Source organism: Brevibacterium sp. S111 (assembly GCF_004745075.1).
Classification (GTDB): Bacteria; Actinomycetota; Actinomycetes; order Actinomycetales; family Brevibacteriaceae; genus Brevibacterium.
This window is the reverse complement of the sequence record NZ_RHFH01000002.1, coordinates 303,797-328,521: the sequence shown is the minus strand read 5'-3', so window position 1 is coordinate 328,521 and position 24,725 is coordinate 303,797. Positions and strand designations below refer to the sequence as shown.

Genomic DNA, 24,725 nt, shown 5'->3' with positions numbered 1-24,725 from the left:
GGTACCACCCCTCGAAAGGACGAATACCATGTCGCACTCGGCCGGCCACCTCATCGTCGACACCTTGGAGAACGCGGGGATCGAACGCGTCTATGCGGTCCCCGGCGAGTCCTACCTCGACGTCCTCGACGGCCTCTACGATTCCTCGGTCGAGACCATCGTGTGCCGTCAGGAGGGCGGGGCCGGGTTCATGGCCCTCACCGAGGCCCGACTGACTGGCCGCCCCGGAATCGCCATGGTCACCCGCGGGCCCGGGGCGGCGAACGCGATGATCGCCATCCACACCGCATGGCAGGATGCGACCGCACTCGTCCTCTTCGTCGGCCTCGTCCCGCTCACCGACCGAGCCCGCGAGTCCTTCCAGGAGTTCAGTCTGCCCGAGTGGTTCTCCTCGACGGCCAAACGTGTCATCACCATCGACGACGAGCACCGCGCCGGCGAACTCACCGCCGATGCCCTGCGCATCGCCGCGGCCGGCCGGCCCGGACCCGTCGTCGTCGGCCTGCCCGAAGACGTCCTCGTCCGCCTCACCGAATCGACCGCCCCGACCCTCGCCGAGGCGGCCCCACCGACACCGGCGACCGCTGAGATCGAATCGCTGAGGGCCCGTCTCGCCGCAGCGAAGCGTCCCGCCTTCGTCCTCGGCGGAGACGGTTGGCACTCGGGCTGCGGTGCCGACCTTGCGGCGTTCGCCGCCTCGGCGGGGATTCCGATCTTCTGCGACTGGCGGGCCTACGATGCGCTGCCGCACAGCTGCCCGGCGTGGGCCGGGTGGCTCGGCTATGGTCGCGCCGATGCGGTGGCCGCCGGTTTCGCCGAGGCCGACCTGCTCGTCTTCGTCGGCTGCACCCGCTCAGATGTGGCCAGCGACGGGTACACGATCGGGTTCGATGCCGAAACCGTGCTCGTGTCCCTCGACCCGGAGGCCACCCAGCATGCCGGACGTATCGACCAGCAGATCCTCGCCTCACCGCAGTCCTTCACCGAGGCGCTGACCGGCTTCGATGCCGCCGGTGCACGCGGCGAACGTTCGGATGAGTGGATGCGGGACCGCACGGAGGTGCAGTCCCGGTTCGCCGCTCACCGCGCCGACGCAGCGGCGGTTTCCGGGGTCGATCTCGGGGTGGCGTTCGGAATCCTCGACGACCGCCTCGGCGGGGAGGCGATGCTCACCTACGGGGCGGGAAATGCGACGATCTGGGGACACCGGTTCATCCGTCACAATCGGCCGGCCAGTCTCGTCGGTGCCCGCAACGGGGCGATGGGAAGCGCCGTGCCCGGCGCGGTCGCCGCGTCCCTGGCATTCCCGGACCGGCGCGCGGTCGCGATCTGCGGCGATGGGGATTTCCTCATGAATGGCCAAGAGATCGCCACGGCCTTCGCTCATGGGGCCCGACCGCTCATCATCGTCGTCGACAACGGCGTGTACGGAACGATCGTCTCCCACCAGGAGAACCACTATCCAGGCAGGCCCTCGGGCACACGGATGGTCAACCCGAACTTCGCAGAGTGGATGACGGCGTTCGATATGAGCAGCTCCGGGGCCGCCTCGCCGGGGGCTGATGCTTCGGTGTCCGGGCTGACCGGGCATGGCGAACGCGTCGAGACGACCGAAGATTTCGGGCCCGCGCTCGACCGAGCCCTGGCAGCGGAGGGCCCCGCGCTCATCCACGTGCTCATCGATCCGGCGACGATGCCGCCGGCGGCCGACGAGACCTCCTGACACCGACCCTGCCGACACCGCAGCCCTCTTCCGCATCCTTACCGCGACTCCGCGGGGCCCACCCGTGGCCGAACCATCTCGAAAGGACCCATCATGACCGTCACACCCTCTCTGATCAGCGCGGATCGTGAGGCCGAATTCCTCGCCGACTGGGCCGTCCACTCACGCTTCGGCGCGGTGGAGGGCACGAACGGTGTCGACCGGCAGGCGGCCAGCGCGGCCGATGGGCAGCAGCGGAAATGGTTCGAAGAGCTGCTGGTCGAGCACGGCTTCAGCGTGCATCGGGATGCGATCGGCAACCAGTTCGGGCTGCTCGAACTCGTGCCCGGTGCCCCCTATGTGCTCACGGGTTCGCATATGGATTCCCAACCCACGGCCGGTCGCTTCGACGGTGCCTACGGGGTGATGGCCTCGGCGCATGCCTGCTTCGCCGTCGCCGATGAACTGCGCGCGGACCCCTCGAAGGCGAGGTTCAATCTTGCCGTCGTCAACTGGTTCAACGAAGAGGGATCGCGGTTCAAGCCCTCGATGATGGGCAGCAATGTCTTCACCGGCAAGGCCGAACTCGAGTCCGCCCTGGCGACAACCGATGCGCAGGGAATCACCGTCGCCGAGGCGCTCGATGCCCTCGGCGAGCGAGGGGACTTCACCCTCCCCGAGATCGCCTCCTATGCGGAGATCCACGTTCAGCAGGGCCGCAGCATGGAGGAGGACGGGGTGACGATCGGGCTGGTGGGTGCCACGTGGGCGGCGCACAAGTACGAATTCGTCGTCACCGGTGCACAGGCCCACAGCGGGTCGACGCTCATGGACGACCGTCAGGATGCTCTGCTCGGAGCGGCGCGTCTCGTCGTGACCGCCCGTGAGCTCACCGAGGAATTCGAGCCCGGAGCCCTGCACACCGCGTGCGGTCAGCTCACCGTCTATCCGAATTCCCCGGTCGTCGTCGCCAGCGAGGTTCGCCTGCTGCTCGACCTGCGCTCTCCCAGCGCCGAGGTGATCGCCGCCGCTCATGAGTCCCTCATGGCCACGATCGCCACGGTGTGCGAGGAGGATCGGGTCGATATCGAGATCGTCGCCGAGCACAGTTGGGATCAGAACCCGTACTCCGAGGACGGGGTCGAGCTGGCCCGCACGGTCGCGGATGACCTGGGACTCACCTCGGCGCGGGTGATGACGGTGGCCGGGCATGACTCGACGAACATGAAGGATGCAGTGCCGACAGTCATGCTCTTCATCCCCAGCGTCGACGGGATCTCACACAGTCTGTCCGAGTTCACCAAGGACGAGGACCTCGTCTCCGGACTGCATCACCTCACCGAGGTGGTCCGGCGCCTCGCCGCCGGCGCGCTGGCCTGAGGCCGGGTCCGGGAGTGGCCCGGATGCGTGCCGGGTCCGGACACGGGCCGGGTGCGGGCCTCACTCGATGTCGTCGACGTCTTGGTTCTCGTCGACGAGCTGTTCGGCCAGCGGTTCCCATTTCGCGTAGGCGTCGGGGTAGGCCGAGGCCTGCACGTCCTGCGCGGCGGCACCCGGATCCTTGCTCTCCCAGCCGTCGATCTCGGTGAGACCCGGATTGGGGCTTTCAGGGTTGATTCCGTAGAAGGCCTTCGAGGAGTAGACCGGGTCGGTGACCTCATCGGTCGATCCCCAGTCCATGGAGGGCCGCTGTTGGAACGCTCCGGCGGAGTCCCTGTCTCCACCGTCGAGGTTCTGCAGGCTCGATTCCTGCAGTGCCGTCATCACGGCGATCGTCTGCGCGTCCTTCGACAGGTCCGCGCCCTTTCCGACGCCGATGATCGTGCGCGCATTGTCGATCTGTTCGGAGGTCAGCTCGTCGGGGTCGTCGATGCCTCCGGTCGGGTCGGCGGCAGCCGAGGTCGCCGTCGACAGGGAGACGCCTCCAGCGATGACGGCAGCGGAGAGTGCGGTCACCGCAAGTGTGCGTACACGATTCATCTGTTCTCACTTTCCTGTAGGTGTGGGCCGGCAGCCTGAAAGACCGTCCTCACTGTGATGGGCACAGCCGCGCCTGCTGCGTTCGGCACAGAAGGGGCTGGAAATGGCCCATCACAACCCTGTCGGACGCACCGCGCCGGTTCAATGCATAGAGACACATAGGTGGCTCAGTCTCCCTGCAACGAAACGTCAGTGAGGAGTGAACATGTGCGCCGAATTCGATGAGTGCCAAGCCGGTGTTAGTCGGGACCATCACCTGCGGAGTCGTGGCGCAGTCGGGCCCAGCGGCGCATCCGTTCGGCGATGAGCCGTTCCTCGCCGCTGTCGGTCGGTTCGTAGAACGTCTGTCGCGGCATGTCGTCGGGGAAGTAGTTCTGGCCGGAGAAGCCCGCCTCGGTGTGCGGGTCGTATTCGTACCCCTCCCCGTATCCCAAGTCCTTCATCAGCTTCGTCGGAGCGTTGAGGATGTGAGCCGGGGGCATGAGCGAGCCGGACTGCTTGGCCGCGCGCATCGCCCGGTTCATCCCGCGATAGACGGCGATGGACTTCGGTGCGGTGGCCAGGTAGACGACGCATTGGGCGATCGCGAGTTCCCCTTCGGGTGAGCCGAGTCGTTCATAGACGTCCCATGCGGCCAGTGCCTGGTGGACGGCCTGCGGGTCGGCGATGGCGATGTCCTCGTTGGCGAAGCGGACGAGGCGCCGGGCGATGAAGAGCGGGTCCTCTCCCCCGTCGAGCATCCGCGCCAACCAGTACAGGGCCGCGTCGGGGTCGGAACCGCGCATCGACTTGTGCAGGGCGGAGATGAGGTTGTAATGCCCCTCTTGGGACTTGTCGTACTGCGGGGCGCGCTGCTGCACGAGCTGAGCCAGGCCCGCCGGATCGAGGGGCTCGTGCACGGTCGACAGCATCTCGATGAGGTTGAGCAGATAGCGTCCATCTCCGTCGGCCATGGCGAGGAGGGACTGCCGCGCCTGCGCATCCAGCGGCAGTGCGTTGCCGATCGCCTCTTCGGCTCGTTCGACGACCGTCGTCAGGGCGGTCTCATCGAGCCTCTTGAGCACGAACACCTGGCAGCGGGAGAGCAGTGCGCCGTTGAGCTCGAAGCTCGGGTTCTCGGTCGTCGCCCCGACGAGCACGATCGTCCCGTCTTCGACATACGGGAGGAAGGAATCCTGCTGGGCGCGGTTGAATCGGTGGATCTCGTCGACGAACAGCAGCGTGCCCTGTCCGACTTCGCGCCGCTTCTGCGCGGCGAGGAACACCTTCCGCAGATCGGCGACTCCGGAGAAGGTGGCCGACAGCGGCTCGAAGACGAGATCGGTTCCTTCGGCGAGGAGGCGGGCGATCGTCGTCTTCCCGCACCCGGGAGGCCCCCACAGCACCATAGAGGCGAGTCGGTGTTCGGAGACCATCCGTCCGATCGGGCTCTCCGGGGCGAGCAGATGCTCCTGGCCGACCACCTCGGCGAGAGTCGTCGGCCGCAGCCTGTCGGCCAGGGGGCGCGTGGACTCATCGGCCCCGAACAGTGCGGGCGAATCCTCACTCATCAGCTCATCTCCTTCCCAACCCGATGGAGACCAGATGCTCGGTGAGCGGATGTCCCTCGCCGATGCGTCCCACCGTACACATTCCCCTCGCGGTCGAACAGACCACCGAGTGACGATTGCGCTGCTCTCAGGTCCCCTGACGGGTCGGTCGGGTATCGTGGATCACATTCTGATGACACGGAGGACTGACGTGGCTGATCTCAAGAAACTCACCGACACCCATGTGGCCCAGGCACGGGACAACGAGAACGGGCGCAGTGCCGAACTCGTCGCTCACGATGGCGAGCTGCGCCAGACCGTGATCGCTCTGGCAGACGGAGTGCGACTTCCCGCTCACAACTCGCCTCCTGCCGCCAGCATCCAGGTGCTGAGCGGACGCATCCGGGTCGAACTCGGCGAGGAGATGCAGGGGGAGTTCGGGGCCGGCGAACTGTGGATCCTCACCCATGAGCGCCACTCGGTGCTGGCGCTGGAGGACTGCGCCTTCCTGCTGACCACGGTGACCAGCGTCGACAAACCCTCCTATTCCTGACAGCACCGTTGCCCCATGGCGATGACGTTGCCCACCGAGGTCTCCCGCGCGATCGAGTCGTATCTCGGGGTGGCCGACCTTCTGCTTCCCGGCGCGGTCATCGCGGCCGCAGTGGCCGGGTCGGTTGCCCTGGGGGCCTATCGACCGAATCGCAGTGATATCGACATCGTCGCCGTGATCGGTGATGACTGGCGGGATCGGCGTGATCTCATCGTCCGGCTGCGGCTTCTCCACCTCTCGCAGCTTCCGCGACTGGCTCTGCGCGCAGCACGTGGTCGGGGATTCAGCGCCTGCTGCAACGTCTCGTTCATCTGGCAATCCGACCTCACGCGGCCCGTCACCGGCATCCGTCCGATCGCTTCGCATACGGGTGAGATCTTCGAGGCGAACCGGGCGTTCGACGTCAACCCTGTCGTCTGGAAGGAACTCGTCGACGGCGGCATCGTCGTCCGCGGCCGCGCGTTCACCGAGTGGTGCCTCAACCCGGAACCGGATCGACTGCGTCCATGGGTCACGGACAATCTGCGAGAGTACTGGTCTCCCCTGGCGGCTCGGCTCCGCGCCCGGCCGCTACGGAGTGTTCGGGCTCTGGTCCGCCGCATTCTCACGTCCCCGCGGGGACTCGCCGCCAGCACCGTCGTGTGGTGCGTGCTCGGCCCCGCCCGCATGCACCACACGCTGATGACCGGCGAAATCATCGGCAAGGAGGAGGCAGGTCGCCGAGCCCTCGACACGTTCCCTCAGCATTCCCCCATCACCGAGGTGGCCCTGGCCAAGGTCCGCGGAGCGCGAATCCCGTCCGCACCGCCACATCGGCAGTGGAGGGAACTGACCGCCTCAGCAATGGAGGACATACTCATGAACGCACAGACCGCGGGCAAGAACTGATCCATTTACGTGATGATGTCGTTCTGCACTGACGAGATTCAATAGGCGGTTTGCGCTATGTTGCTCAATGCTTCACGAACGCGCAGTGCAAACTGCTGACATCCAGCCCTGTCAAGAGCCTCGTCCAGCTGTCGGAATTTCGGCTTGGATTTCCAGTACTCGAACTGGTCACGGACTATCGGGCGAAGGCATGAAGGCGCAGAGTCGACCACGAGCATGAAGAAATCATCCGGAGAAATGACCTCATATGGCTGGGAATCCGGTGTAGTCGTGATTCCGGTCGGACGGTCGGACGTGACTACAAGGTCAGAGCGGGCTGCCAGCGCCGCCGCATGAACATGGTAATCATTTGGGTCTTCACCTGTGAACTCAACATTGCCCGGAAAGTCTTGTACCACCTCGTCGACACAAGCTCGTATGAGTTCGAGACGGTGACGAGTCCGATGCCCAGGCGCTTCGGGCTGTTCTTTGCGCATATTTGCCAGCACCTCGGCAAAAACATCCTCGGTCGAATGAAGTTGAAACATACCTTCGTTGGCCTGCCTCAAATGAAACATCCAATCAAGGAGGGTCTTACTAAAGAAGATGTTGGCATCGACAAACACTCGCTGGGGCATAGAAACAGACTAGCTGGAGTGGATACTCCCCCTCCAGCTAGTCAGTGATTCGTCTCAGTCAGTGAGGAACTCTTCGTGCTCCTCATCCAGCTGACGCAGTTCGTCGAAAGCAGACCGGCGAGCAGCCACATTACGCTCTCGAAGATCCAATACCTCGTCTCTGCTGAAACGCGTATGTGAGCCTTTCTTAAACGAACTGATTCGGCCTTCACCGACCCATTTCATCAGGGTCGGCCGTGAAATGCTGAGCAGATCCGCTGCTACTGTACTGGTCAGCTCCGTCGGAAGCTGCCCAATAGAAACGGAGCCCTGTTGCGCGATCAGCTTCAGAGCATGCAATAGTGTCCTCTGGATACTGGCCGGAAGTTCCGCCTCTTCTCCACCTGCGAAACGAAGCACAAGCGACGCTTCACTGGGTATGACAGTATCTTGGGCATCCTTCACAGTCTGATCGCTGATTGCAATTCGCTCGGAAGAAGCTAGTGCTGACATAGTCACCCCTTCCCGGGTTCACTTCTATATCTAGAGAACAACGATACCAACGTTTCACTTATAAGTGCAACTAGGCGATCAGTGACGCACTAGCCTGTCCACTTCGCGACGAAGTGGAGGCGCTTGTTGCCGAATTCGCCCATGCCGATCAGGCCGATCTCGCGGCCGAAGCGCGAGCGCTTGACTCCGCCGAATCAGATGATGACCTGCGCATCCTTGATGATCGCAACGCCGCCCGCCGGGGTCTCCGTGGCGATCATCGCCGACGAATGGTGTCGCAGTCCGGACCTCATCCGTCGGCTCCGAGCCCTCGACACGTTCCCTCAGCATTCTCCCATCACCGAGTTGGCCCTGGCCAAGGTCCGCGGAGCGCGAATCCCGTCCGCACCGCCACATCGGCAGTGGAGGGAACTGACCGCCTCGGCGATGGAGGACATTATCACCGAGACGCTGCGGACCGATCCCGAAAGACCCGACTGTTGACCTGTCCGGTTGCCACCAGAGTCCCTTGCGCATCTGTGACGTGCACTTCGGTGAGAGTCGCCGAACGAGTCCGGTGCACAACCTTTCCCGTCGCAGTGAGGTCAGTTTTGGCCGCGCCGAGATAGTTCACCGTGAGATTTGCTGTAGCGCCACCGGAAGCGTTGTCATCGGGTGAGATTCCGGATGCCAAGGCGGCGGCTCCTGCGGTATCGATCAGAGTCGCGATGACGCCTCCGTGAAGGACTTGGGGTGTAGTCGTCAGTTCTTCGGAATACGGCATCGCGAGAGTGACGTGATCGATCTCCGCCGATTGCACCGAGATTGCGAGGGTCTGTGCGACGGGTGAGTGGAGGATGACATTCGTGATCCAGTGCTGTGCAAGCGAGTGCATGGTGGACATCCTTGATGGTTGAGGCGATGGCCGCCTTGGTCATCTAAGCGTTGTCCCTCTAGCGGCCGTTGTCGATAACCTCACAGGTCATTTATCCAGGAGCCAACAGGGGCCTCTGCCTTTATGACATGCCGAGAATGGCATTTCTGGTGGTCTCGTCGGCCGGGTAGAAGGCCTCGATGCGCAGTTCGTCGACGGTGACATCCATTGCTGACTCCACCGCGGCGGAGATGCTGAAGAAGCGCAGCTCTGCGCCACCGACTCTGAGTTCGAGTGGGACGACGACATCGGTGAGCACTGGACGACCGACGTCATCACCTGGGTAGGCGGCCACTTCCGCCGCAAGCTCATGGAGCCGGGCATCACCATCACGTTCGGACCTGCTCTGTACCTGGGTGAGCAGGTGCGAGCGCCACTGGCCGAGGTTGGTGATACGAGGGGCCAGACCGTCAGGATGCAGGGTCAGCCGCAACGCGTTGATCGGGGGTTCAACCAGGTGAGCCGCACAGCCATGGAGCAGGAAGTCGGTCGCAGCGTTGCGGTCGACGACATCCCACCAGCGGTCCAGGAGGAGTGCGGGAAAGGGCAAGTGCGCATCCATGATCGACTGCAGTGCTCTGCTGACTGCCAGCGATTCGGGCGCGTCGAGTCCACGCTCGGGGTACGTCGGTGCCAGGCCTGCGGCATGCATCAGCTGATTGCGTTCGCGCAGCGGAACATCCAAATAGCCTGCGAGACGTTCGATCATGGTGCGCGACGGCTGTGACCGTCCCGTCTCGAGGTAGCTGAGGTGGCGCGTTGACACACTGGCGCGCGTGGCCAGCTGGAGTTGGCTGAGCTGCCGTCTGGTTCGCCACTCTCGCAGAAGCTCACCGAATGATATCGAATTGATGGCCGTCACCCGCCCCCGTCGCCGTCACGCCCATCATTCTACCGAGGTGTGATGACAAGCATGGCGGTCTCCTAACTGTAGGCACCTAGGGCATAGGTGACCACAGTTAGGAGACCGCGGAGAATCGGCCGCGACTTACTTCGCGACGAAGTGGAGGCGCTTGTTGACGAATTCGCCCATGCCGATCGGGCCCATCTCACGGCCGAAGCCGGAGCGTTTGACCCCGCCGAAGGGGATCTCGGCGGCCTCGGCGGCGATGGTGTTGACATGCGTCATGCCGACCTCGAGACCTGCAGCGACCCGATCGGCGCGCGCCTCGTCGGTGGAGAAGACCGATCCGCCGAGCCCGAGTGCGCAGTCATTGGCCAGCTCGAGGGCCTCCTCATCGCTGGAGACCCTGTACACGGTGGCCACCGGTCCGAAGATCTCCTCGCCATAGGATTCGGAGTCCCGGGGCACGTCGACGAGCACCGTCGGCGAATAGTAGGCGGCCGGTCCTTCGCCCAGCTCCCCGCCGACGAGGGCCCGGGCGCCCTCGGACACGGCCTTCTTCACCTGGGCGTCGACCGTCTCGGCCGCCGTCCGCGATGACAGCGGCACGTACTCGTCGTCACCGAGCTTCGCCGGGTCTCCGGGCTTGAGACCGGTGCCGAGCTTGACGAGTTCGTCGACGAATTCCTCGTAGATGTCGTCCATGACGATGAGCCGTTTGTTCGAGTTGCACACCTGTCCGGCGTTGTAGGTGCGGAATTCCCAGGCTTCACGGGCCACCGCGGCGACATCCGAAGCGTCGAGGACGACCATGGGGTCGATGCCGCCGAGTTCGAGCACGGCCTTCTTGAGGTTCTGCCCCGCCTGCGCGCCGATGATCGCACCGGCCCGCTCGGAACCGGTCAGGGACACGCCCTGGACGCGGGGGTCGGCGATGATCGAAGCGATCTGGTCGTGGTTGGCGAACAGGTGCGAGTAGCCGCCTTCGGGCACACCCGCCGCGAGGAAGATCTCCTCGATGAGCAGAGCCGAACGGCCGCAGATATCGGCATGCTTGAGCATGATTGTGTTGCCGAGCACGAGGTTCGGGGCCGCGAAGCGGGCCACCTGGTAGTACGGGAAGTTCCAGGGCATGACGCCGAGCAGCGCGCCGATGGGCAGGGCCTCGATGCGGGCGGTTCCGGGGATCGTGCTCGGGATCTGGTAGTCCGTGGCCAGGCTGGGGCCGTGGACGCCGTAGTACTCGATGATGTCGGCGGCGAACTCGACCTCGTCGACGGACTCCTCATAGGACTTGCCCATCTCCGTCGAGATCGTGCGCGCAAGTTCGTCTTTGCGTTCGTGGAAGATCTCGGCCGCGCGGCGGACGATTCCCGCCCTCTCCTGGATGTCGGTGTCCTTCCAGGTCAGGTAGGTGGCGTGGGCGGCAGCGACGGTGTTGTCGATGTCGGTGTCGGTCGCCTCGGCGAAGGTTTCGACGGTCTGACCGGTGGCGGGATTCTGGACGCGATAGTTCGACATGGTTGCTCCTGTGGTGGTTTCGAATGGTGGCATGGTGGGGTCAAGGCAAGATCAAGCGGCACCGCGGCTCCATCACCGCGGTCTGTTATCACCCATACCATCGACAGAAGCGCCCGAAGGGACGCGAACGATCATTCCGAAATGATCGTAGTACAGATCGCAGACTTTCACCGAGGCGGCCCATCACCGCATGGGTCACGGGTTCAGCGCACGACCTCGCGGTGAGTGGTGTCGAGACGACGCGCCCACCCGCGCGAGTCGAGGTGTTCGAGCAGCGGAATGACCGTCCTCCGCGTCGTGCCCAGCGCCTGTCTGGCCTGACTCGTTGTGAACGGCTGCTCAAGACCGGCGAGTTCACGCATCGCCTGGGCGGGGGTGCGTGGGGAGACGACGATTCCGTCGCCGAGGCGCAGCACCCGTCCGGCCTTCTCGGCGACCGCGAGCTCCCGCGCTCCCAGACCGAGTTCGCGGAGGTCATCGGCTTCCGGGGCGGAGAACGGATCGGCGGCGAGACGTCGTTCGAGTTCGACGAGTCCGGCTTCGGCGGGTCCGAGATCCGCCGCGTGGCCGGGCGGCCGGACCATGCCGTCAACGGTTTCGAGGCCGGCGCGGGAGATGATCTCGCCGAGCAGGGTGCGAGTCGCCGCGGCCGCGCCTTCGGGCAGGGGCAGGCGTGCTTTCGTCGGTGTCTTCGCTGCGGCGCTGCGAGCGCTGTCGGCTGTCTCGACGCCTCGCCGCAGTGCTTCGGCAACGGCTTTGACGGGGACTCCAGCGGCCATCGGTCGGGCTGTGAGTTCGCGGCCGACCAGGGTCCTCGCGGTTTCGACCCAGGCGGCGAGCGCGGGAGTGTGGACGAGCCATCCGCCCACGGCTTCGACCTCCTCGGGCCGGGAAGAACTCGACACTTCCAGACCGAATCGGACGAGGACGGTGCGTTCGACGGCACCGCGGCGGGCCACCTCGGCGAGGATGTCCCCCTCGACCGGACGCTCGGCCAACTGACGTCCGCGGCGGGCACCGGCGCCCCGGCGTGAGAGTTCGGGCGGGTCGACGTCGAGGACGACGAGGCCGGCGAAGACGTTGCGGCTGCCCGGCGCGCGCAGCACGATCCGGTCACCGAGCCGCAGCGGCAGAGGCCGTTCCAGCGTGAGCCGGGCGTGGTCGGCGCCGAATCCTCGCAGTCGGGCGCGAACGGCGGCCGTGCCGATGTGGGCCATGAGTTCGCGGACGCCCGCGTCGAGGGCCTCGCCCATGGTGCGGCGGACGTCGATGACGTCGACGACCGGCCACGCATCGGGGGTGAGCAGGGCGTCGCCGCGGTGGAGATCCTCGGCGGGGGTGTCGCGCAGGTTCACGGCGACGCGGGCCTGCGGGACCGCCTCGGTGGTGGTGGAGTTCTTCGACTGCAGTCCGCGCACGGTCACGGTCCGGCCGATCGTCTCACCGACCAGATCGACGGTGTCGCCCGTGCGCAGCGTCCCGGCCGTGAGCGTGCCGGTGACGACGGTGCCCGCGCCCTTGATCGTGAACGCGCGGTCGACCCACAGCCGCACCCGCGCCGAGGTGTCCGCGGGCTCGGCCGCGGCCGTGACCTCGTCGAGGACGGAGATGAGCTCGGGCAGACCGTCCCCGGTCGTGGCGGAGACCGTGACGATGGTAGCGTGCTCGAGTGGAGTGCCGCGCAGCTGGGCGCCGACCTGCGATTTCGTGGTCTCGATGGTGTCGGGGGCGAGGTCGGCGCGGGTGATGACGACGAGGCCGCGGGTGATCCCGAGCGCGGCGATCGCGTCGCGGTGGTCGCTCGACTGGGCCTGCCAGCCCTTGTCGGCGGCGATGACGAAGCAGGCGATGGGTGCCGGTCCGAGGCCGGCGAGCATGTTCGCGAGGAACTTCTCATGCCCGGGGACGTCGACGAACGCGAGTTCCCGACCCGAGGGCAGAGTCGTCCACGCGAAGCCGAGGTCGATCGTCAGGCCGCGTTTGCGCTCCTCGGCCCACCGGTCGGGTTCCATTCCCGTGAGGGCATTGACCAGGGTGGACTTGCCGTGGTCGACGTGCCCGGCGGTGGCGATGACGAAGGTGTCGGGGTGCGGATTCTGATCAGGCATCGTTGTCGTGAGATTCTTCGCCGAGGTGGTCCGCGGTCAGCACCCGCCGGACTGCGGCGGCGATGCGGTCATCGTCTGCCTCGGGCACACATCGCAGGTCGACGAGGCAGCGCCCCTGGTGGGTGCGAGCGACGATCGCGGGGTCTCCGGTCCGCAGTGCGGCGGCGCAGGCTTCGGGAAGTTCCACTGCCCAACCAGGCAGCGGTACGCCGGGGGCTCCCCCGCCGCCGACGCGTCCGTCGTGGGCCACGACCTTCGCTCCGACCGCCTCGGCGAGGGAATCGGTGCGTCTGCGCAGGTGATCCGGATCGATGTGGAGGGCGTCGTGGACGGGGTTCGCGGTGTGCGTGATCGTTGCTTCGAGCGCGGCGAGGGTGAGTTTGTCGGTCCGCAGCGCTCGGGCCAGGGGGTGCTTCGCCACCGCCTGCACCGCTTCGGTGCGGCCGAGGATGAGTCCGGCCTGAGGTCCTCCGAGGAGTTTGTCACCGGAGACGATGACGAGGTCGGCACCGGCACGCAGAGCGGTGTCAATGTCCGGTTCTGCCGGGAGTGAGGGATCGGGGGTGAAGAGGCCCGAGCCGAGATCGACGATGAGCGGCAGATCGTGTTCGTCGGCGAGAGTGCGCAGTTCTGCGACGTCGACGGAGGCGGTGAACCCTTCGACGCGAAAGTTGCTCGTATGCACTTTGAGCAGACTCGATGTGGTCGCGTCGATCGCCTCGGCGTAGTCGGAGAGGTGTGTTCGGTTCGTCGTGCCGACTTCACGCAGGCGGGCGCCGGTGGTGGTCATGAGGTCGGTGAGACGGAAGCCGGCACCGATTTCGATGAGCTCACCGCGGCTGATGACGATCTCGTCGGGACTGCCGGCAGCTGAACCGGCGGCGGCAGTCGATCCGGCAGCCCCGGATGCAGCGCCGCGGCCTCGCAGTGCCGTGACCGCAAGCAGCAGGGCGGCGGCACCGTTGTTGACGACGAGGGCGTCCTCAGCTGCGGAGCAGGCTCGCAGCAGGGCGGCCTTCGCCCCGGTTCCGCGTTTGCTGCGTTTGCCGCCGGCCAGGTTCATTTCGACGTCGACGTATCCGGCGGCTTCGGTGACGGCCCGCGTTGCCGCAGGTGACAGTGGTGCGCGGCCGAGGTTCGTGTGAACGAGGATGCCGGTGGCGTTGAGCACCGGGGTCAGGGAGGAGGCCGAACGGGAACGAAGCGTGGAGACGAGGGTGGGGGTCACCTCGGCGACAAGGATCTCACCATTGCGGGCGGCGTTCTGGACTTCGGTGATGATCGCCTTGACCGTCGCCTGATTGAGGTGTTCACCTGCGGCGATGATGTCCGGTGAGGCGAGGAGGAAGTCCGTGCGCGGTATGCTGCGACGCGGGTCGGACTCGACCATGGGGCCTCCTCGGGTGTGCCGACGCACGGGCGCGAACCGGTGGCGCGCTGCTCTCGCCTGCCTTCGCGTCCGCCGGCGAAACGGGTGGACTGTGGCGGAGGCGGACGGGAATCGAACCCGCCAGACCGAGATGCTCGGTCTCACTGGTTTTGAAGACCAGGGCGCCCACCAGGACACGGACGCCTCCACCGGCAATCCTATCGCGAACGGTCGCCGAGGGGACCCGGCCCGATTCACGATCGAGCCTCAACCCCGATCCGGTGGCACTCCACACCGGTGACCGTGTGTCGGCGGCCGGCCACGCCGATCCCCACCAGTGTTAGTCTCCGGGTATGACTGCGATTCATGATCGTCTGACTTCATTCGCCCATGGTGGAGGGTGCGCCTGCAAGATTCCTCCGGGCGAGCTCGAGGACGCGGTGCGCGGGTTGGTCGGGCAGCCGGGTCCGGATGTTCTCGTCGGCCTCGACGACGGTGACGATGCCTCGGCGGTGCGAATCCGCGAGGATCTCGCGGTGCTTTCGACAGCGGACTTCTTCACACCGGTCATCGACGATGCCTACGACTGGGGTCGGATCGCTGCGGCGAACGCACTGTCGGACATCTATGCGATGGGCGGGACGCCTGTCACGGCGATCAATCTCGTGGGATGGCCGCGTGAGAAGCTGCCGATGGAGTTGCTCACCGAGGTCCTCCGCGGTGGGCTCGACGTCGCGGCGCAGGCGAACTGCCCCGTCGCCGGCGGGCATTCGATCGACGATCCCGAGCCGAAGTACGGAATGGCCGTGACCGGGGTGGCCCACCCCGATGAGCTCATGCGCAATGATGCCGCCGAGGTGGGGCTTCCCCTGACATTGACCAAACCGATCGGGGTGGGCATCCTCAACAACCGGCACAAAGTCACCGGTGAGAACTTCGACGAAGCCATCGCCACGATGACCTCGCTCAATGCCGATGCTGCCCGGGCGGCTGTCGCGGCCGGGGTGCGAGCGGCCACGGATGTCACCGGGTTCGGGCTGCTCGGACACCTGTTCAAGATGGCTCGGGCCTCTGGGGTCGGTGCCGTCATCGACGCGGCCGCGGTGCCCCGCCTCGACGGAGTCGATGAGTCGATCGCCGATGGTTATGTCTCGGGCGGAACCAGGCGCAATCTCGATTGGGTGCGCCCGAACCTCACCGCCGACGACTCGGTGACCGAGGACGAGCTGTTCCTCCTCGCCGATGCGCAGACTTCAGGCGGACTGCTCGTCGTCGGTGAACTGCCCGGCCACCCGGTCATCGGCGAGATCGTCGTCGGCTCGGGCGTGCACGTGCGGTGACGCCGGTCATCTGCGTGGAGTGACGTCCTCGTCGCGGAACTGTCGGAAGCTGGACAAGAAGAACCAGAAGAGGACACCGTTCCCGAGGCCGACGAGCAGTGCCTCCCACCAGGAGAAGGCGTCATTGCCCAAGCCCAAAAGGCTCATGCCGAAATAGATGAACGGGAAAAGCAGCGCCATGAACACACCGAGTCTGACGCTCTGACGATCCTGGAGCAGCTTCTTCATAGATTTCCTACGCTACTGCACATGCTGTGTTTTGCAACCCGTCTTGCCGGCCGTGCAGAGCATCCCACACTGTTGCCCGCACAACACCCGGAGCATCTCACACCGTCAGCGACACGACACACCGCTGGCCGCACAGCGGACCGATAGCGGCACAACGCACCGATAGCGGCATAGCGCAGCGGTGCACCGGGAGGTTATGTCGCTGCGGGTGAGGGGTCCGGCGGCATCGGCCTCAGCGTCGTCTGCCAGCCAGCGCCCCTACCAGCCGGTCGTGATCGAGTCGTCGGTGATGCCGCGGGCCCGACGCTCCTCGAGGCGAGCGCGCTGGGGTTCGACGACGTGACGCGGATCCTTCGTCGATTCGATGCCGGCCTCGAGCACCCCGAAGCGGGTGTACGCCGAGGCGGCGGCGAGTGCCGCACCGGAGACGACCGAGAGCGCACGCAGCGCCGTCCTCGTCTTCCAGCTCCGCTTGCCCCCGGCACCGAAGGCACCACTCGATGCGTCAGTCTTACCGGCCAGCTTCTTCGCGAACACTCGTGCCGCCACCTCGACGGCGGCGGCACCGGCGGCACCGGCAAGGAGCAGCTTCTCGGCCCGGTGGAGTTTGTGGCCGGGTTCGCCGTCTTCCATCGGATCGACCTCGGCGGGGTGCATGCCCTTCTTCATCTGATCCATCGCCACCATCTCACCGGCGGCACCGGTCAGCGCCAGAAGACGAGCCGGACCGGTCTCGCGGATCGGAGCCAGCGCCATTCCCGCTCCCCCGGCGGCCATCGATGCCGAGGCCACGAACACATATGAGAGTCCGTTGCGACCGGCAGCGTTCCACGTGGGAACCGCGGTATCGCCGAGCAGCGCGCCCGTGTAGGCGGCCAGAGGTGTGGCGAAGAGCGCTGACTCGATGGCGGCAGGCGTTTCGAGGGCGTGGAGCACGCGGCGCAGGGGGCCGAGCGGCAGCAGCTTCTCACCGGTCAGGCGATCGACTTCGATGGCGGTCAGCACGCCCGAACCGACGCCGAAGCCGGAGAGGATCCAGGTGCCCAGGCTCATCGGGGAGCTGACCTTGAACACGCGCATCATGTTGAGGAACCGTTCGGGCCGGCCGAGGTCGGCCACGAGCGCCGCTCCCCCGATTCCTGTTGCGGTGATCGCTGTCATCCGTGAAGCGATGCGCAGACCGGGACGGTCGCTGAACTGTGCGCCCAGACCCAAGAGGGCCGAGCCACCGGCCAGACCGCCGAGGAACAGGTAGAGCCCGATCTCATCGCCCCAGGGCGGAGCCTTGACGATGGGTCGACCGTAGTAGGAGGTGAATTCGACGTCCTCGACCATCGGCATCTCACGGTTGCCGTCGGCCCCGCGGTTCTTCCAGCCACCGCCTCGCCGACCACCGGCACCCGGTCCACCACGACCGCCACCGGGCCGACCGCCTCGGCGGCGCTTCTTGCGTCCGCCTTCCGGCTCGGGTGGACGGTAGGAGTCATATTCGGACGTGCTCAACGGCGGCTCCCGAGGAAGGCGAGTCCGACGGCGGCGACCATGCCGAGCGCCGCGATGCCGGCATTGGCGTACATCTTCGGCAGGTCCTTCGTCGGCACACGCGGATCCGGCGGCAGCCCGTAGACCTCGGGCTCGTCGAGGATGAGGAAGACCGATCCGGTGCCACCGACCCCGTCGTTCGGGTTCGCGCCGTAGAGGCGAGCCTCGGTCAGACCCTTCGCATGGAGATCGGCCACGCGGGCGTGAGCCTTGTCGACCATGTCGTCATGGTCGCCGAATTTGATCGATTCCGTGGGGCAGGTCTGCGCGCACGCCGGTTCCTGCCCATCGACGAGGCGGTCATAGCACAGGGTGCACTTGTTGGCCGTGTTCTTGTCCGGCACGTCCATGTCCGAGGCGCTGCGATCACGGTCGGTGGGTGTGTTGATCGTGCCGTCATCGCGGCGCTCGATGACGCCGAAGGGACAGCCGGCCACGCACGTTCCGCAGCCGTTGCAGACGTCGTTCTGCACGACGACGGTGTCGAATTCCGTGCGGAAGAGCGCTCCCGTGGGGCACACGTCCAGGCAGCCGGCGTGGGTGCAGTGCTTGCACACGTCCGAGGACATCAGCCAGCGGAAGTCCGCCGTGTCCGGGGGCGTCGTATCGAGGTTGGCGATGTCCTCGGGATCGCTCGGTTCCAGGGCGCCGGGTGCCAGCAGATCGATGCCCATCGGTGGGGTCGAGGGCAGTCCTCCGCTTCCGGCAGACCCATCCGCTGCCGCACCGAGGGCACCGCCGAGTGGCTGGGCACCTGCCGACTCATCCGTGCGCGGACGGATCGTCGGCATGCCGAGGTTGACGAGTTTCCGCCCCGACTCGCGGGCGGCTTCGATCCGCTCGGAGTCCTGTTCGATGAAGGCGACGTGTCGCCAGGTGTTCGCCCCGAGGCTGCCCGTGTTGTCATACGAGGATTCGAGGAGTTCGTAGGTCCCGTCCTGCGGATTGTTGTTCCACTCCTTGCAGGCGACCTCACAGGCCTTGCAGCCGATGCAGATCGACGTATCGGTGAAGAACCCTTTGCGCTCGTGCGCGGAACCGTGCCAGTGCCCATCCGCAACGGCATCGTTCTCGACGGTCGATGTCGACATCAGTCCTCCTCCTCGTTTCCTGTGGTGTCCACCGTATCCGTCTGGGCACCCTCGCCGAGGTTGCCCTGCTGAGCCTTGTCGGCATCCTTGCCGATGTAACCGCGGTCGGGGTCGCCATCGGTCGGGTCCCCATCGTCCGCGCGGTTCGCGTCCACGGTCTCGGTCGGGTTCTGGTCCACGCTGTCGGTGGGTCCAAGATCGGCCCGGCCCGTGCGATCATCGGCACTGTCGACGGCTTCGTCTCCGAGGGTGCGCCCAGGGGTGACACCCACGGCGGAGTCCCCACCGCGATGCGGATGCCCGCCCTTGCTGGCCGCAGAGTCCGCGGCCAGGGACTCGGCGACGACGTCATCGGAGACCGTGACCAGCTGATTGCCCGATTCCGGGCTCAGACCCGCCTCACGCTGATACTTCTCGACGAAATCGACGAGCTCCGGACCCCGTGGACGGCGTCCCGGAATGATCGTGCCGGCCACGTACTTGCTGTTCTGGATGAACACATTGGGGTCCATCGTCACGCCCAGCAGATCATTCGCGGAGTCACCTTCGACCGTGGCGTCTCCGCCGACGCCCCAGTGGTAGGGCAGGCCGATCTGGTGGATGGTCTTCCCGCCGACCGTCAACGGCGTCATCCTCCGGGTCACGAGCACGCGGGCCTCGATGGCGGCGCGCGGGGAGACCAGCGTCGCCCATCCGTAGGGCTCGAGTCCCACCTCGGCGGCGAGCTCCGGGGAGATCTCACAGAACATCTCCGGCTGCAGCTCCGAGAGGTAGGGCAGCCACCGCGACATTCCTCCTGCGGTGTGGTGCTCGGTCAGGCGGTAGGTCGTGAACACGTACGGGTAGACCTCGGAACCGGGATTGCCTGCGGCCGGGGCCGAGAGGTTGTCCTCCCTGCGCATCACCAGTCGTGTCGGGCTCGACTGTTGCTCGTAGAGCGGGTTGGCCACCGAGGATTCCTGCGGCTCGTAGTGCGTGGGCATCGGCCCGTCGACCATGCCGCTGGGCGCGAACAGCCAGCCCTTGCCGTCGGCCTGCATGACGAACGGATCGTCCCCGTCGAGGTTGGCGGGTCCGCCGTAGGGCTGATCCGAGCGGGCCGAGGGTGCCCGGTCGATCGGGAAGTCGGGGACGTCCTTGCCCGTCCACTTTCCGGTCTCTTCGTCCCACCACACGAACTTCTTCCGCTCCGACCAGGGTGTGCCGTCGGGTGCTGCAGAGGCGCGGTTGTAGAGGATCCGTCGGTTCGCCGGCCAGGCCCAGGCCCATTCGGCGGCGGTCTCGTCCTGCTCGGCTCGGGGCTTGCGTCGGGCGGCCATGTTCTCGCCGCCTGAATAGATTCCCGCGTAGATCCAGCAGCCGCCTGCGGTGGTGCCGTCGTCGGTCATCTGATTGAAGTTATCGAGCGGCTGTCCGTCCTTGTCACCGCCGACGTAGTAGCCGTTGATCTCGGCCAGCACGGATTCGGCGTCGACCTCACCCTCCTCATCGACCGGGTAGTCCCAGGTCATGTCGAGGAGCGGACGATCACGAGGATCGTCGGAGTCCCCCAGCTTCTCGCGCACCCGTTTGCCGAGTTCGAAGAAGAAGTCGAGTTCGCTCTGCGCATCGCCGGGTGGGTTGACGGCCTTGTGCCGCCACTGCACGAGACGCTGCGTCTGGGTGAAGGTGCCGGCTTTCTCCGTGTGGTTGGCCGCGGGCATGAAGAACATCTCGGTTTCGATGTCCTCGGTCTTGAGCTCACCGCTGGCGATCTCGGGGCCGTCCTTCCACCAGGTGGCGGATTCGATGAGACGGAAGTCGCGGACGACTATCCACTTGAGGTGGCTCATCGCCATGCGCTGCATCCGCCCGTTGGCCGAGCCGACGGCCGGGTTCTGGCCGAGCAGGAAGTACCCGTCGACACCGTCGTTGAGCATGCGGACCTGCGTCTGATACGTGCCGTGGGCACCGTTGATCTTCGGCAGGTAGTCGTAGGCGAAGTCGTTCTCCGGCGTGGCGGCATCGCCCCACCACGCTTTGAGCAGGTTGGTGGCATAGCTGCGTCCGTTCGCCCAGAAGCCCTTGTGGGTCTCCGGAGTGCCCACCGCCTTGACGTAGTCGTCGAAGGTCTCATGGACTCCGGCGCTGGGCATCGGCAGGTAGCCGGGCAGCAGGTTGAACAGGGTCGGTATATCGGTCGAACCCTGGATCGTGGCGTGTCCGCGCAGGGCCATGATGCCGCCGCCGGGACGACCCATGTTGCCCAGCAGCAGCTGGAGGATCGAGGCGGTGCGGATGAACTGGGCGCCCAGCGAATGCTGGGTCCAGCCCACGGCGTAGGCGAAGCACGTGGTGCGTTCGCGCCCCGAATTCCGGGTCACCGACTCGACGAGGTATTCGAAGTCTTCCGGTTTGATGCCGCAGTTCTCGGCCACCATCTCAGGCGTGTAGCGCGAGTAGTGGCGTTTGAGGATCTGGAAGACCGTGCGCGGGTCGCTCAGGGTCTCATCGGTGATGGGCGCCCCCGACTCATCGGTCTGGTACGACCAGGTCGAATTGTCGTAGGAGTTCGTCTCGGGGTCGAACCCGGAGAAGAGTCCGTCCAGGTCTTCTGTGTCCTGATAGTTCTCGCTGATGAGATTCGTCGCGTTGGTGTACGCGCGGACGTACTCATCGAAGTACGCACCGTCGCTGAGCACACGGTTGATGAGCGCACCGAGGAGCACGATGTCCGAGCCCGCCCGGATCGGGACGTGCTTATCCGCGATCGCAGTGGTGCGGGTGAAGCGAGGATCGACGTGGATGATGCGGGCACCACGGGCCTTGGCCTCGGTCACCCATTGGAAGCCCACGGGGTGGCACTCGGCCATATTGGATCCCTGGATGATGATGCAGTCCGCATTCGCCATATCCTGGACGGGTTGTGTGGCGCCGCCTCGCCCGAACGAGGTTCCCAGACTGGGAACCGTGGCGGAGTGTCAAATGCGCGCCTGGTTCTCGATCTGTATCGCGCCCGCCGCCGTGTAGAGCTTCTTCGCGAGGTAGTTCTCCTCGTTGTCGATGGTCGCCCCGCCGAGGCTGGCGATGCCCATCGTGCGACGCAGGGGGTGTCCCTTGTCGTCGACGTCCTCCCAATGGTTGCGGCGGGCTTCGATGAAGCGGTCGGCGACCATGTCGAGCGCCGTATCCAGATCGAGCTTCTGCCAGTCCTTGGCACGCGGAGCGCGGTAGAGGACCTCGGTGACGCGTCCGTTGGCATTGACCAGCTGTTCGCTGGCGGCTCCCTTCGGACAGAGACGTCCACGCGAGATCGGCGAATCCGGGTCGCCTTCGATCTGCACGACCTTGTCATCCTTGACGAAGATCTTCTGTCCGCAGCCGACGGCGCAGTAGGGGCACACGGACTGGACGACCTTATCGGCCGTAGCCGTGCGCGGGGTGGTGTCTCGGGTCTTCTGGGACACGACAGATTCTCCGCGTCCCGTCTTGTCCGAGGTGCGGAATTGCCGGAGTACCGGCCACTCGAGGAAGCTGAACCGAGCCATGGCTCAACCATAGACCCTCACATGCGGAAAATGCATCAGGCGAGCCGCAGTGGAATCACCGCGTCCTGCAAGGTGAGACCGCCTGAGTCGAGCGGTCGGTGACGACCGTTCGGCTCAGGCGGAAAGAGCTTGGGTTCAGGCCCCGGGAAGGGACCGGCTCAGACCCGGCGAGCGAGCAGGATGGCGTCATCGAGTTCGGCGGGTTCGCCGTCCGGTGAGGTCACCTGTCGGGTCCGGGTCTCGGCGAGTTCGATCTCCCAGCGATCGGGGCTGGCACCGATGAGCAGAGCGAAGTCTCCGTTCGGGCTCACCGGTTCGCGGTGGTGGTCCATCCCGTGGTCGAGCTTCTCATTGTGTTCGGCCGCCCACGGCGGCATCGTGGCATGGGAGACGAGCAGCAGGGCACCGCCCGGTGCCACATGTTCGGCGACCCGGGCGAGCAGCTCTTCCCGGGTGTCGGGCAACCGGGTGTGGAGGAAGAATCCGGTGACGAGGTCGAAGCCGCCTCGGCGATCGGCGTCTTCCGATGATGCGGACTCCGGTGCCCAGGTGGAGATGTCGGCGACGGCGAAGTCGGCCTTCGCTCCGCGGTCGTCGGCGGCCCTGCGGGCACGGTCGATGGCCGTGGTCGACAGATCGATTCCGGTGGCGTCCCAGCCGTGTTCGGCCAGCCAGACGACATCGGCACCCTCTCCGCAGCCGACGTCGAGGGCGCGGCCGGGCGCCATGTCACCGACGAGGGCCACGAGGGCTTCATTCGGGCTGCCCGACCACACGGGGTCGTCAGATTCGGAGTAGCGCTCTTCCCAGGCCGCCACGGAATCCGGGACAGCGATGGATTCGGTCACTGGTCGACGCCCGGATCGGCGGGGATGGAATCGGGGCCGTCGTCCGCGGCCTCGGTCGAGGCGGCAGCGTCCTGCTTGGCCAGTTCGGCGCGGACTTCGTCCATATCGAGGCCCTTGACGGCGGTGATGACCTGCTCGAGCTGCGGTGCGGCGAGCGCACCCGGCTGAGCGAAGACGACGATTCCCTGGCGGAAGGCGACGAGCGTCGGGATCGAGGAGATCGCGAAGAGGCCGGCCAGCTGCTGCTGGGCTTCGGTGTCGATCTTGCCGAAGGCTATGTCGGGGTTGGCCTCTGCGGCCTGTTCGAAGACCGGAGCGAACTGCTTGCACGGGCCGCACCAATCGGCCCAGAAGTCGAGAAGGATGATCTCGTTGTCGTTGATGGTCGATTCGAAGTTGTCCTGAGTGATTTCGATCGTAGACATGCGGGTCAGTCTAGGAGCCGAGGATGAATGATGTCTGGACGGGGTTGGCATTTCTCCTGGACGGCATGCTCCGCGCACTCTGTATTGTCACGAACTCAGTCCAGGGCGAGGTCCACAATCGGTTCGTCCTCGGCGATGGCGGTGAAGACAGCATCCGCCTCGGGGGCGATGACGACCCGGTTGGGGTCCTCAGGAGCCTTCGTCCAGGGCATGATCGCGAAGGTGATCGCGTCCTCGGGCACCGAGGAGACCGTCGAGGCCAAGGAACCCAATGCCGAAACCGAGTCGAGTTCTTCGTCGACGCTCAGCGAAGAGGTGACGGCGTCGAGGAAGCTGTAGAGGCGGTCGGGACGTGACAGGACCTGCGCGCTCTTGGCCCGGTCGATGATCGATTCCATTACCATCTGCTGATTGCCCATGCGGGAGATGTCGCTGCCGTCGCCGACGGCATGGCGGGTGCGAGCCAGCGCGAGGGCATCGCTGCCGTCGATGGTCTGGTGACCGGCAGGCAGGTCGAGCTGGGCCTTGGAGTCCTTGAGCGGTTCGTCGAGATCGACGGTGATCCCGCCGAGGGCATCGACGATCGTCGCGAAACCGTCGAAATTCACCTCGATGAAGTGATCGATGCGCACGCCGGTCAGGGCTTCGGCAGCGGAGACCGAGCAGGCGGGACCGGAGTTGAGGGCGGAATTGATCATTCCGTGGACGGCGCTCGAGGCTCCGAAGCCGGTGTCGGTGCAGGCGGGGATGTCCATGATCGTGTCTCGCGGGATCTGAACAGCATCGATGCGGGAGGTGTCGGCCGAGATGTGGGCGAGGATCATCGCATCGCTGCGAGCGCCTTCGGCCGTGCCGTATCCCGAAGAGGCGGCTCCGTGCCCGCCGTCCTCGACACCCATGCCCTCGCCGGTGCTGCCGTCGTCCTCGGCGTTCCCGGAGTCGAGATCTCGCGTGTCCGAACCGAGGATGAGCACATTCGTCTCGTCCGTGAGCTTCTCGGGCACGGCACTCTCCTCTCCGGCACGCAGGGGCGAGGAGCTGATATTGGAACTGAGGTTGTGAACGACCGCCACGATCGTCACCGGAACTGCGATGACCATGACCGCGATCAGGGCCACGATGGTGCGGCGGCGTCGGTACTTCATGGCGAGACGACGCTGACGCCGCGGTCCGATCTCCGGCAAACCTGCACTCCTTCATTTCACTCT

The 24,725-nt window shown here is 65.8% G+C and carries 20 protein-coding genes, 1 tRNA gene and 1 pseudogene; 5 read left to right on the top strand and 17 right to left on the bottom strand.

Annotation, left to right across the window (positions count from 1 at the left end; translation table 11 throughout):
* Positions 1–28: 28 nt before the first annotated feature.
* Both EB836_RS03835 and EB836_RS03830 read left to right on the top strand, forming a co-directional pair.
* Positions 29–1,723: a thiamine pyrophosphate-dependent enzyme gene (locus EB836_RS03835; RefSeq protein ID WP_135537757.1), complete on the top strand. Its 1,695-nt coding sequence runs from the start codon at positions 29–31 to the stop codon at positions 1,721–1,723.
* Positions 1,724–1,816: 93 nt separating this feature from the next.
* Complete coding sequence (locus EB836_RS03830) at positions 1,817–3,082, top strand: M20 family metallo-hydrolase (RefSeq protein ID WP_135537756.1); 1,266 nt, start codon at positions 1,817–1,819, stop codon at positions 3,080–3,082.
* A gap of 60 nt (positions 3,083–3,142) precedes the next feature.
* On the opposite strand, the gene EB836_RS03825 is transcribed toward EB836_RS03830, so the two are convergent.
* Together EB836_RS03825 and EB836_RS03820 are read right to left on the bottom strand one after the other, a co-directional pair.
* Positions 3,143–3,682 carry a hypothetical protein gene (locus EB836_RS03825; RefSeq protein ID WP_135537755.1) on the bottom strand — a complete coding sequence of 180 codons (540 nt, stop codon included), beginning with the start codon at positions 3,680–3,682 and terminating at the stop codon, positions 3,143–3,145.
* Positions 3,683–3,921: 239 nt separating this feature from the next.
* On the bottom strand, positions 3,922–5,232 hold the full coding sequence (locus tag EB836_RS03820; RefSeq protein ID WP_135537754.1) for a replication-associated recombination protein A: 1,311 nt from the start codon (positions 5,230–5,232) through the stop codon (positions 3,922–3,924).
* Positions 5,233–5,422: 190 nt separating this feature from the next.
* Between EB836_RS03820 and EB836_RS03815 the strand changes: the two genes are divergently transcribed.
* Complete coding sequence (locus EB836_RS03815) at positions 5,423–5,764, top strand: cupin (RefSeq protein ID WP_135537753.1); 342 nt, start codon at positions 5,423–5,425, stop codon at positions 5,762–5,764.
* A gap of 15 nt (positions 5,765–5,779) precedes the next feature.
* Positions 5,780–6,652: an aminoglycoside adenylyltransferase domain-containing protein gene (locus EB836_RS03810; protein WP_135537752.1), complete on the top strand. Its 873-nt coding sequence runs from the start codon at positions 5,780–5,782 to the stop codon at positions 6,650–6,652.
* Positions 6,653–6,690: 38 nt separating this feature from the next.
* Here EB836_RS03810 and EB836_RS03805 read toward each other — a convergent pair whose 3' ends face one another.
* The 8 genes from EB836_RS03805 to EB836_RS03770 form a co-directional block, all read right to left on the bottom strand.
* Positions 6,691–7,269 carry a PIN domain-containing protein gene (locus EB836_RS03805; RefSeq protein WP_135537751.1) on the bottom strand — a complete coding sequence of 193 codons (579 nt, stop codon included), beginning with the start codon at positions 7,267–7,269 and terminating at the stop codon, positions 6,691–6,693.
* A 54-nt stretch (positions 7,270–7,323) separates the two neighbouring features.
* Positions 7,324–7,761 (bottom strand): helix-turn-helix domain-containing protein, encoded by a 438-nt coding sequence (locus EB836_RS03800; RefSeq protein ID WP_135537750.1) that lies wholly within the window; start codon positions 7,759–7,761, stop codon positions 7,324–7,326.
* 439 nt (positions 7,762–8,200) lie between these two features.
* Positions 8,201–8,635, bottom strand: a complete 435-nt coding sequence (locus EB836_RS03795; protein WP_167854337.1) for a PaaI family thioesterase — start codon at positions 8,633–8,635, stop codon at positions 8,201–8,203.
* A gap of 121 nt (positions 8,636–8,756) precedes the next feature.
* A complete protein-coding gene (locus EB836_RS03790) occupies positions 8,757–9,536 on the bottom strand; it encodes a helix-turn-helix transcriptional regulator (protein WP_135537748.1) in 780 nt (259 codons plus the stop codon).
* 126 nt (positions 9,537–9,662) lie between these two features.
* The gene (locus EB836_RS03785; protein ID WP_135537747.1) at positions 9,663–11,039 is read right to left on the bottom strand and encodes an NAD-dependent succinate-semialdehyde dehydrogenase; all 1,377 of its coding nucleotides are present in this window, start codon (positions 11,037–11,039) and stop codon (positions 9,663–9,665) included.
* Between the two features lie 203 nt (positions 11,040–11,242).
* Complete coding sequence (gene selB, locus EB836_RS03780) at positions 11,243–13,147, bottom strand: selenocysteine-specific translation elongation factor (protein WP_135537746.1); 1,905 nt, start codon at positions 13,145–13,147, stop codon at positions 11,243–11,245.
* Positions 13,140–14,537, bottom strand: a complete 1,398-nt coding sequence (selA, locus tag EB836_RS03775; protein WP_135537745.1) for an L-seryl-tRNA(Sec) selenium transferase — start codon at positions 14,535–14,537, stop codon at positions 13,140–13,142. The genes selB and selA overlap by 8 nt, the downstream gene beginning before the upstream one ends.
* 92 nt (positions 14,538–14,629) lie before the next feature.
* Positions 14,630–14,724, bottom strand: a tRNA-Sec gene (locus tag EB836_RS03770).
* Between the two features lie 145 nt (positions 14,725–14,869).
* Between EB836_RS03770 and selD the strand changes: the two genes are divergently transcribed.
* A complete protein-coding gene (gene selD, locus EB836_RS03765; RefSeq protein ID WP_135537744.1) occupies positions 14,870–15,856 on the top strand; it encodes a selenide, water dikinase SelD in 987 nt (328 codons plus the stop codon).
* Positions 15,857–15,862: 6 nt separating this feature from the next.
* On the opposite strand, the gene EB836_RS03760 is transcribed toward selD, so the two are convergent.
* From EB836_RS03760 to EB836_RS03725, 7 genes and pseudogenes are all read right to left on the bottom strand, one after another.
* A complete protein-coding gene (locus EB836_RS03760) occupies positions 15,863–16,084 on the bottom strand; it encodes a hypothetical protein (protein ID WP_135537743.1) in 222 nt (73 codons plus the stop codon).
* A 258-nt stretch (positions 16,085–16,342) separates the two neighbouring features.
* Positions 16,343–17,587: an NrfD/PsrC family molybdoenzyme membrane anchor subunit gene (gene nrfD / locus EB836_RS03755; RefSeq protein ID WP_135537742.1), complete on the bottom strand. Its 1,245-nt coding sequence runs from the start codon at positions 17,585–17,587 to the stop codon at positions 16,343–16,345.
* The gene (locus EB836_RS03750; RefSeq protein ID WP_205683295.1) at positions 17,584–18,717 is read right to left on the bottom strand and encodes a 4Fe-4S dicluster domain-containing protein; all 1,134 of its coding nucleotides are present in this window, start codon (positions 18,715–18,717) and stop codon (positions 17,584–17,586) included. The genes nrfD and EB836_RS03750 overlap by 4 nt, the downstream gene beginning before the upstream one ends.
* 359 nt (positions 18,718–19,076) lie before the next feature.
* A pseudogene (fdnG, locus tag EB836_RS03745) lies at positions 19,077–22,244 on the bottom strand (formate dehydrogenase-N subunit alpha); the annotation flags it as partial.
* A gap of 158 nt (positions 22,245–22,402) precedes the next feature.
* On the bottom strand, positions 22,403–23,092 hold the full coding sequence (locus tag EB836_RS03735) for a class I SAM-dependent methyltransferase (RefSeq protein WP_135537739.1): 690 nt from the start codon (positions 23,090–23,092) through the stop codon (positions 22,403–22,405).
* Positions 23,089–23,517, bottom strand: a complete 429-nt coding sequence (gene trxA, locus EB836_RS03730) for a thioredoxin (RefSeq protein WP_135537738.1) — start codon at positions 23,515–23,517, stop codon at positions 23,089–23,091. Before trxA ends, EB836_RS03735 begins: the two co-directional genes overlap by 4 nt.
* Positions 23,518–23,612: 95 nt before the next feature.
* On the bottom strand, positions 23,613–24,701 hold the full coding sequence (locus EB836_RS03725; protein ID WP_240689576.1) for an LCP family protein: 1,089 nt from the start codon (positions 24,699–24,701) through the stop codon (positions 23,613–23,615).
* Positions 24,702–24,725: the final 24 nt, after the last annotated feature.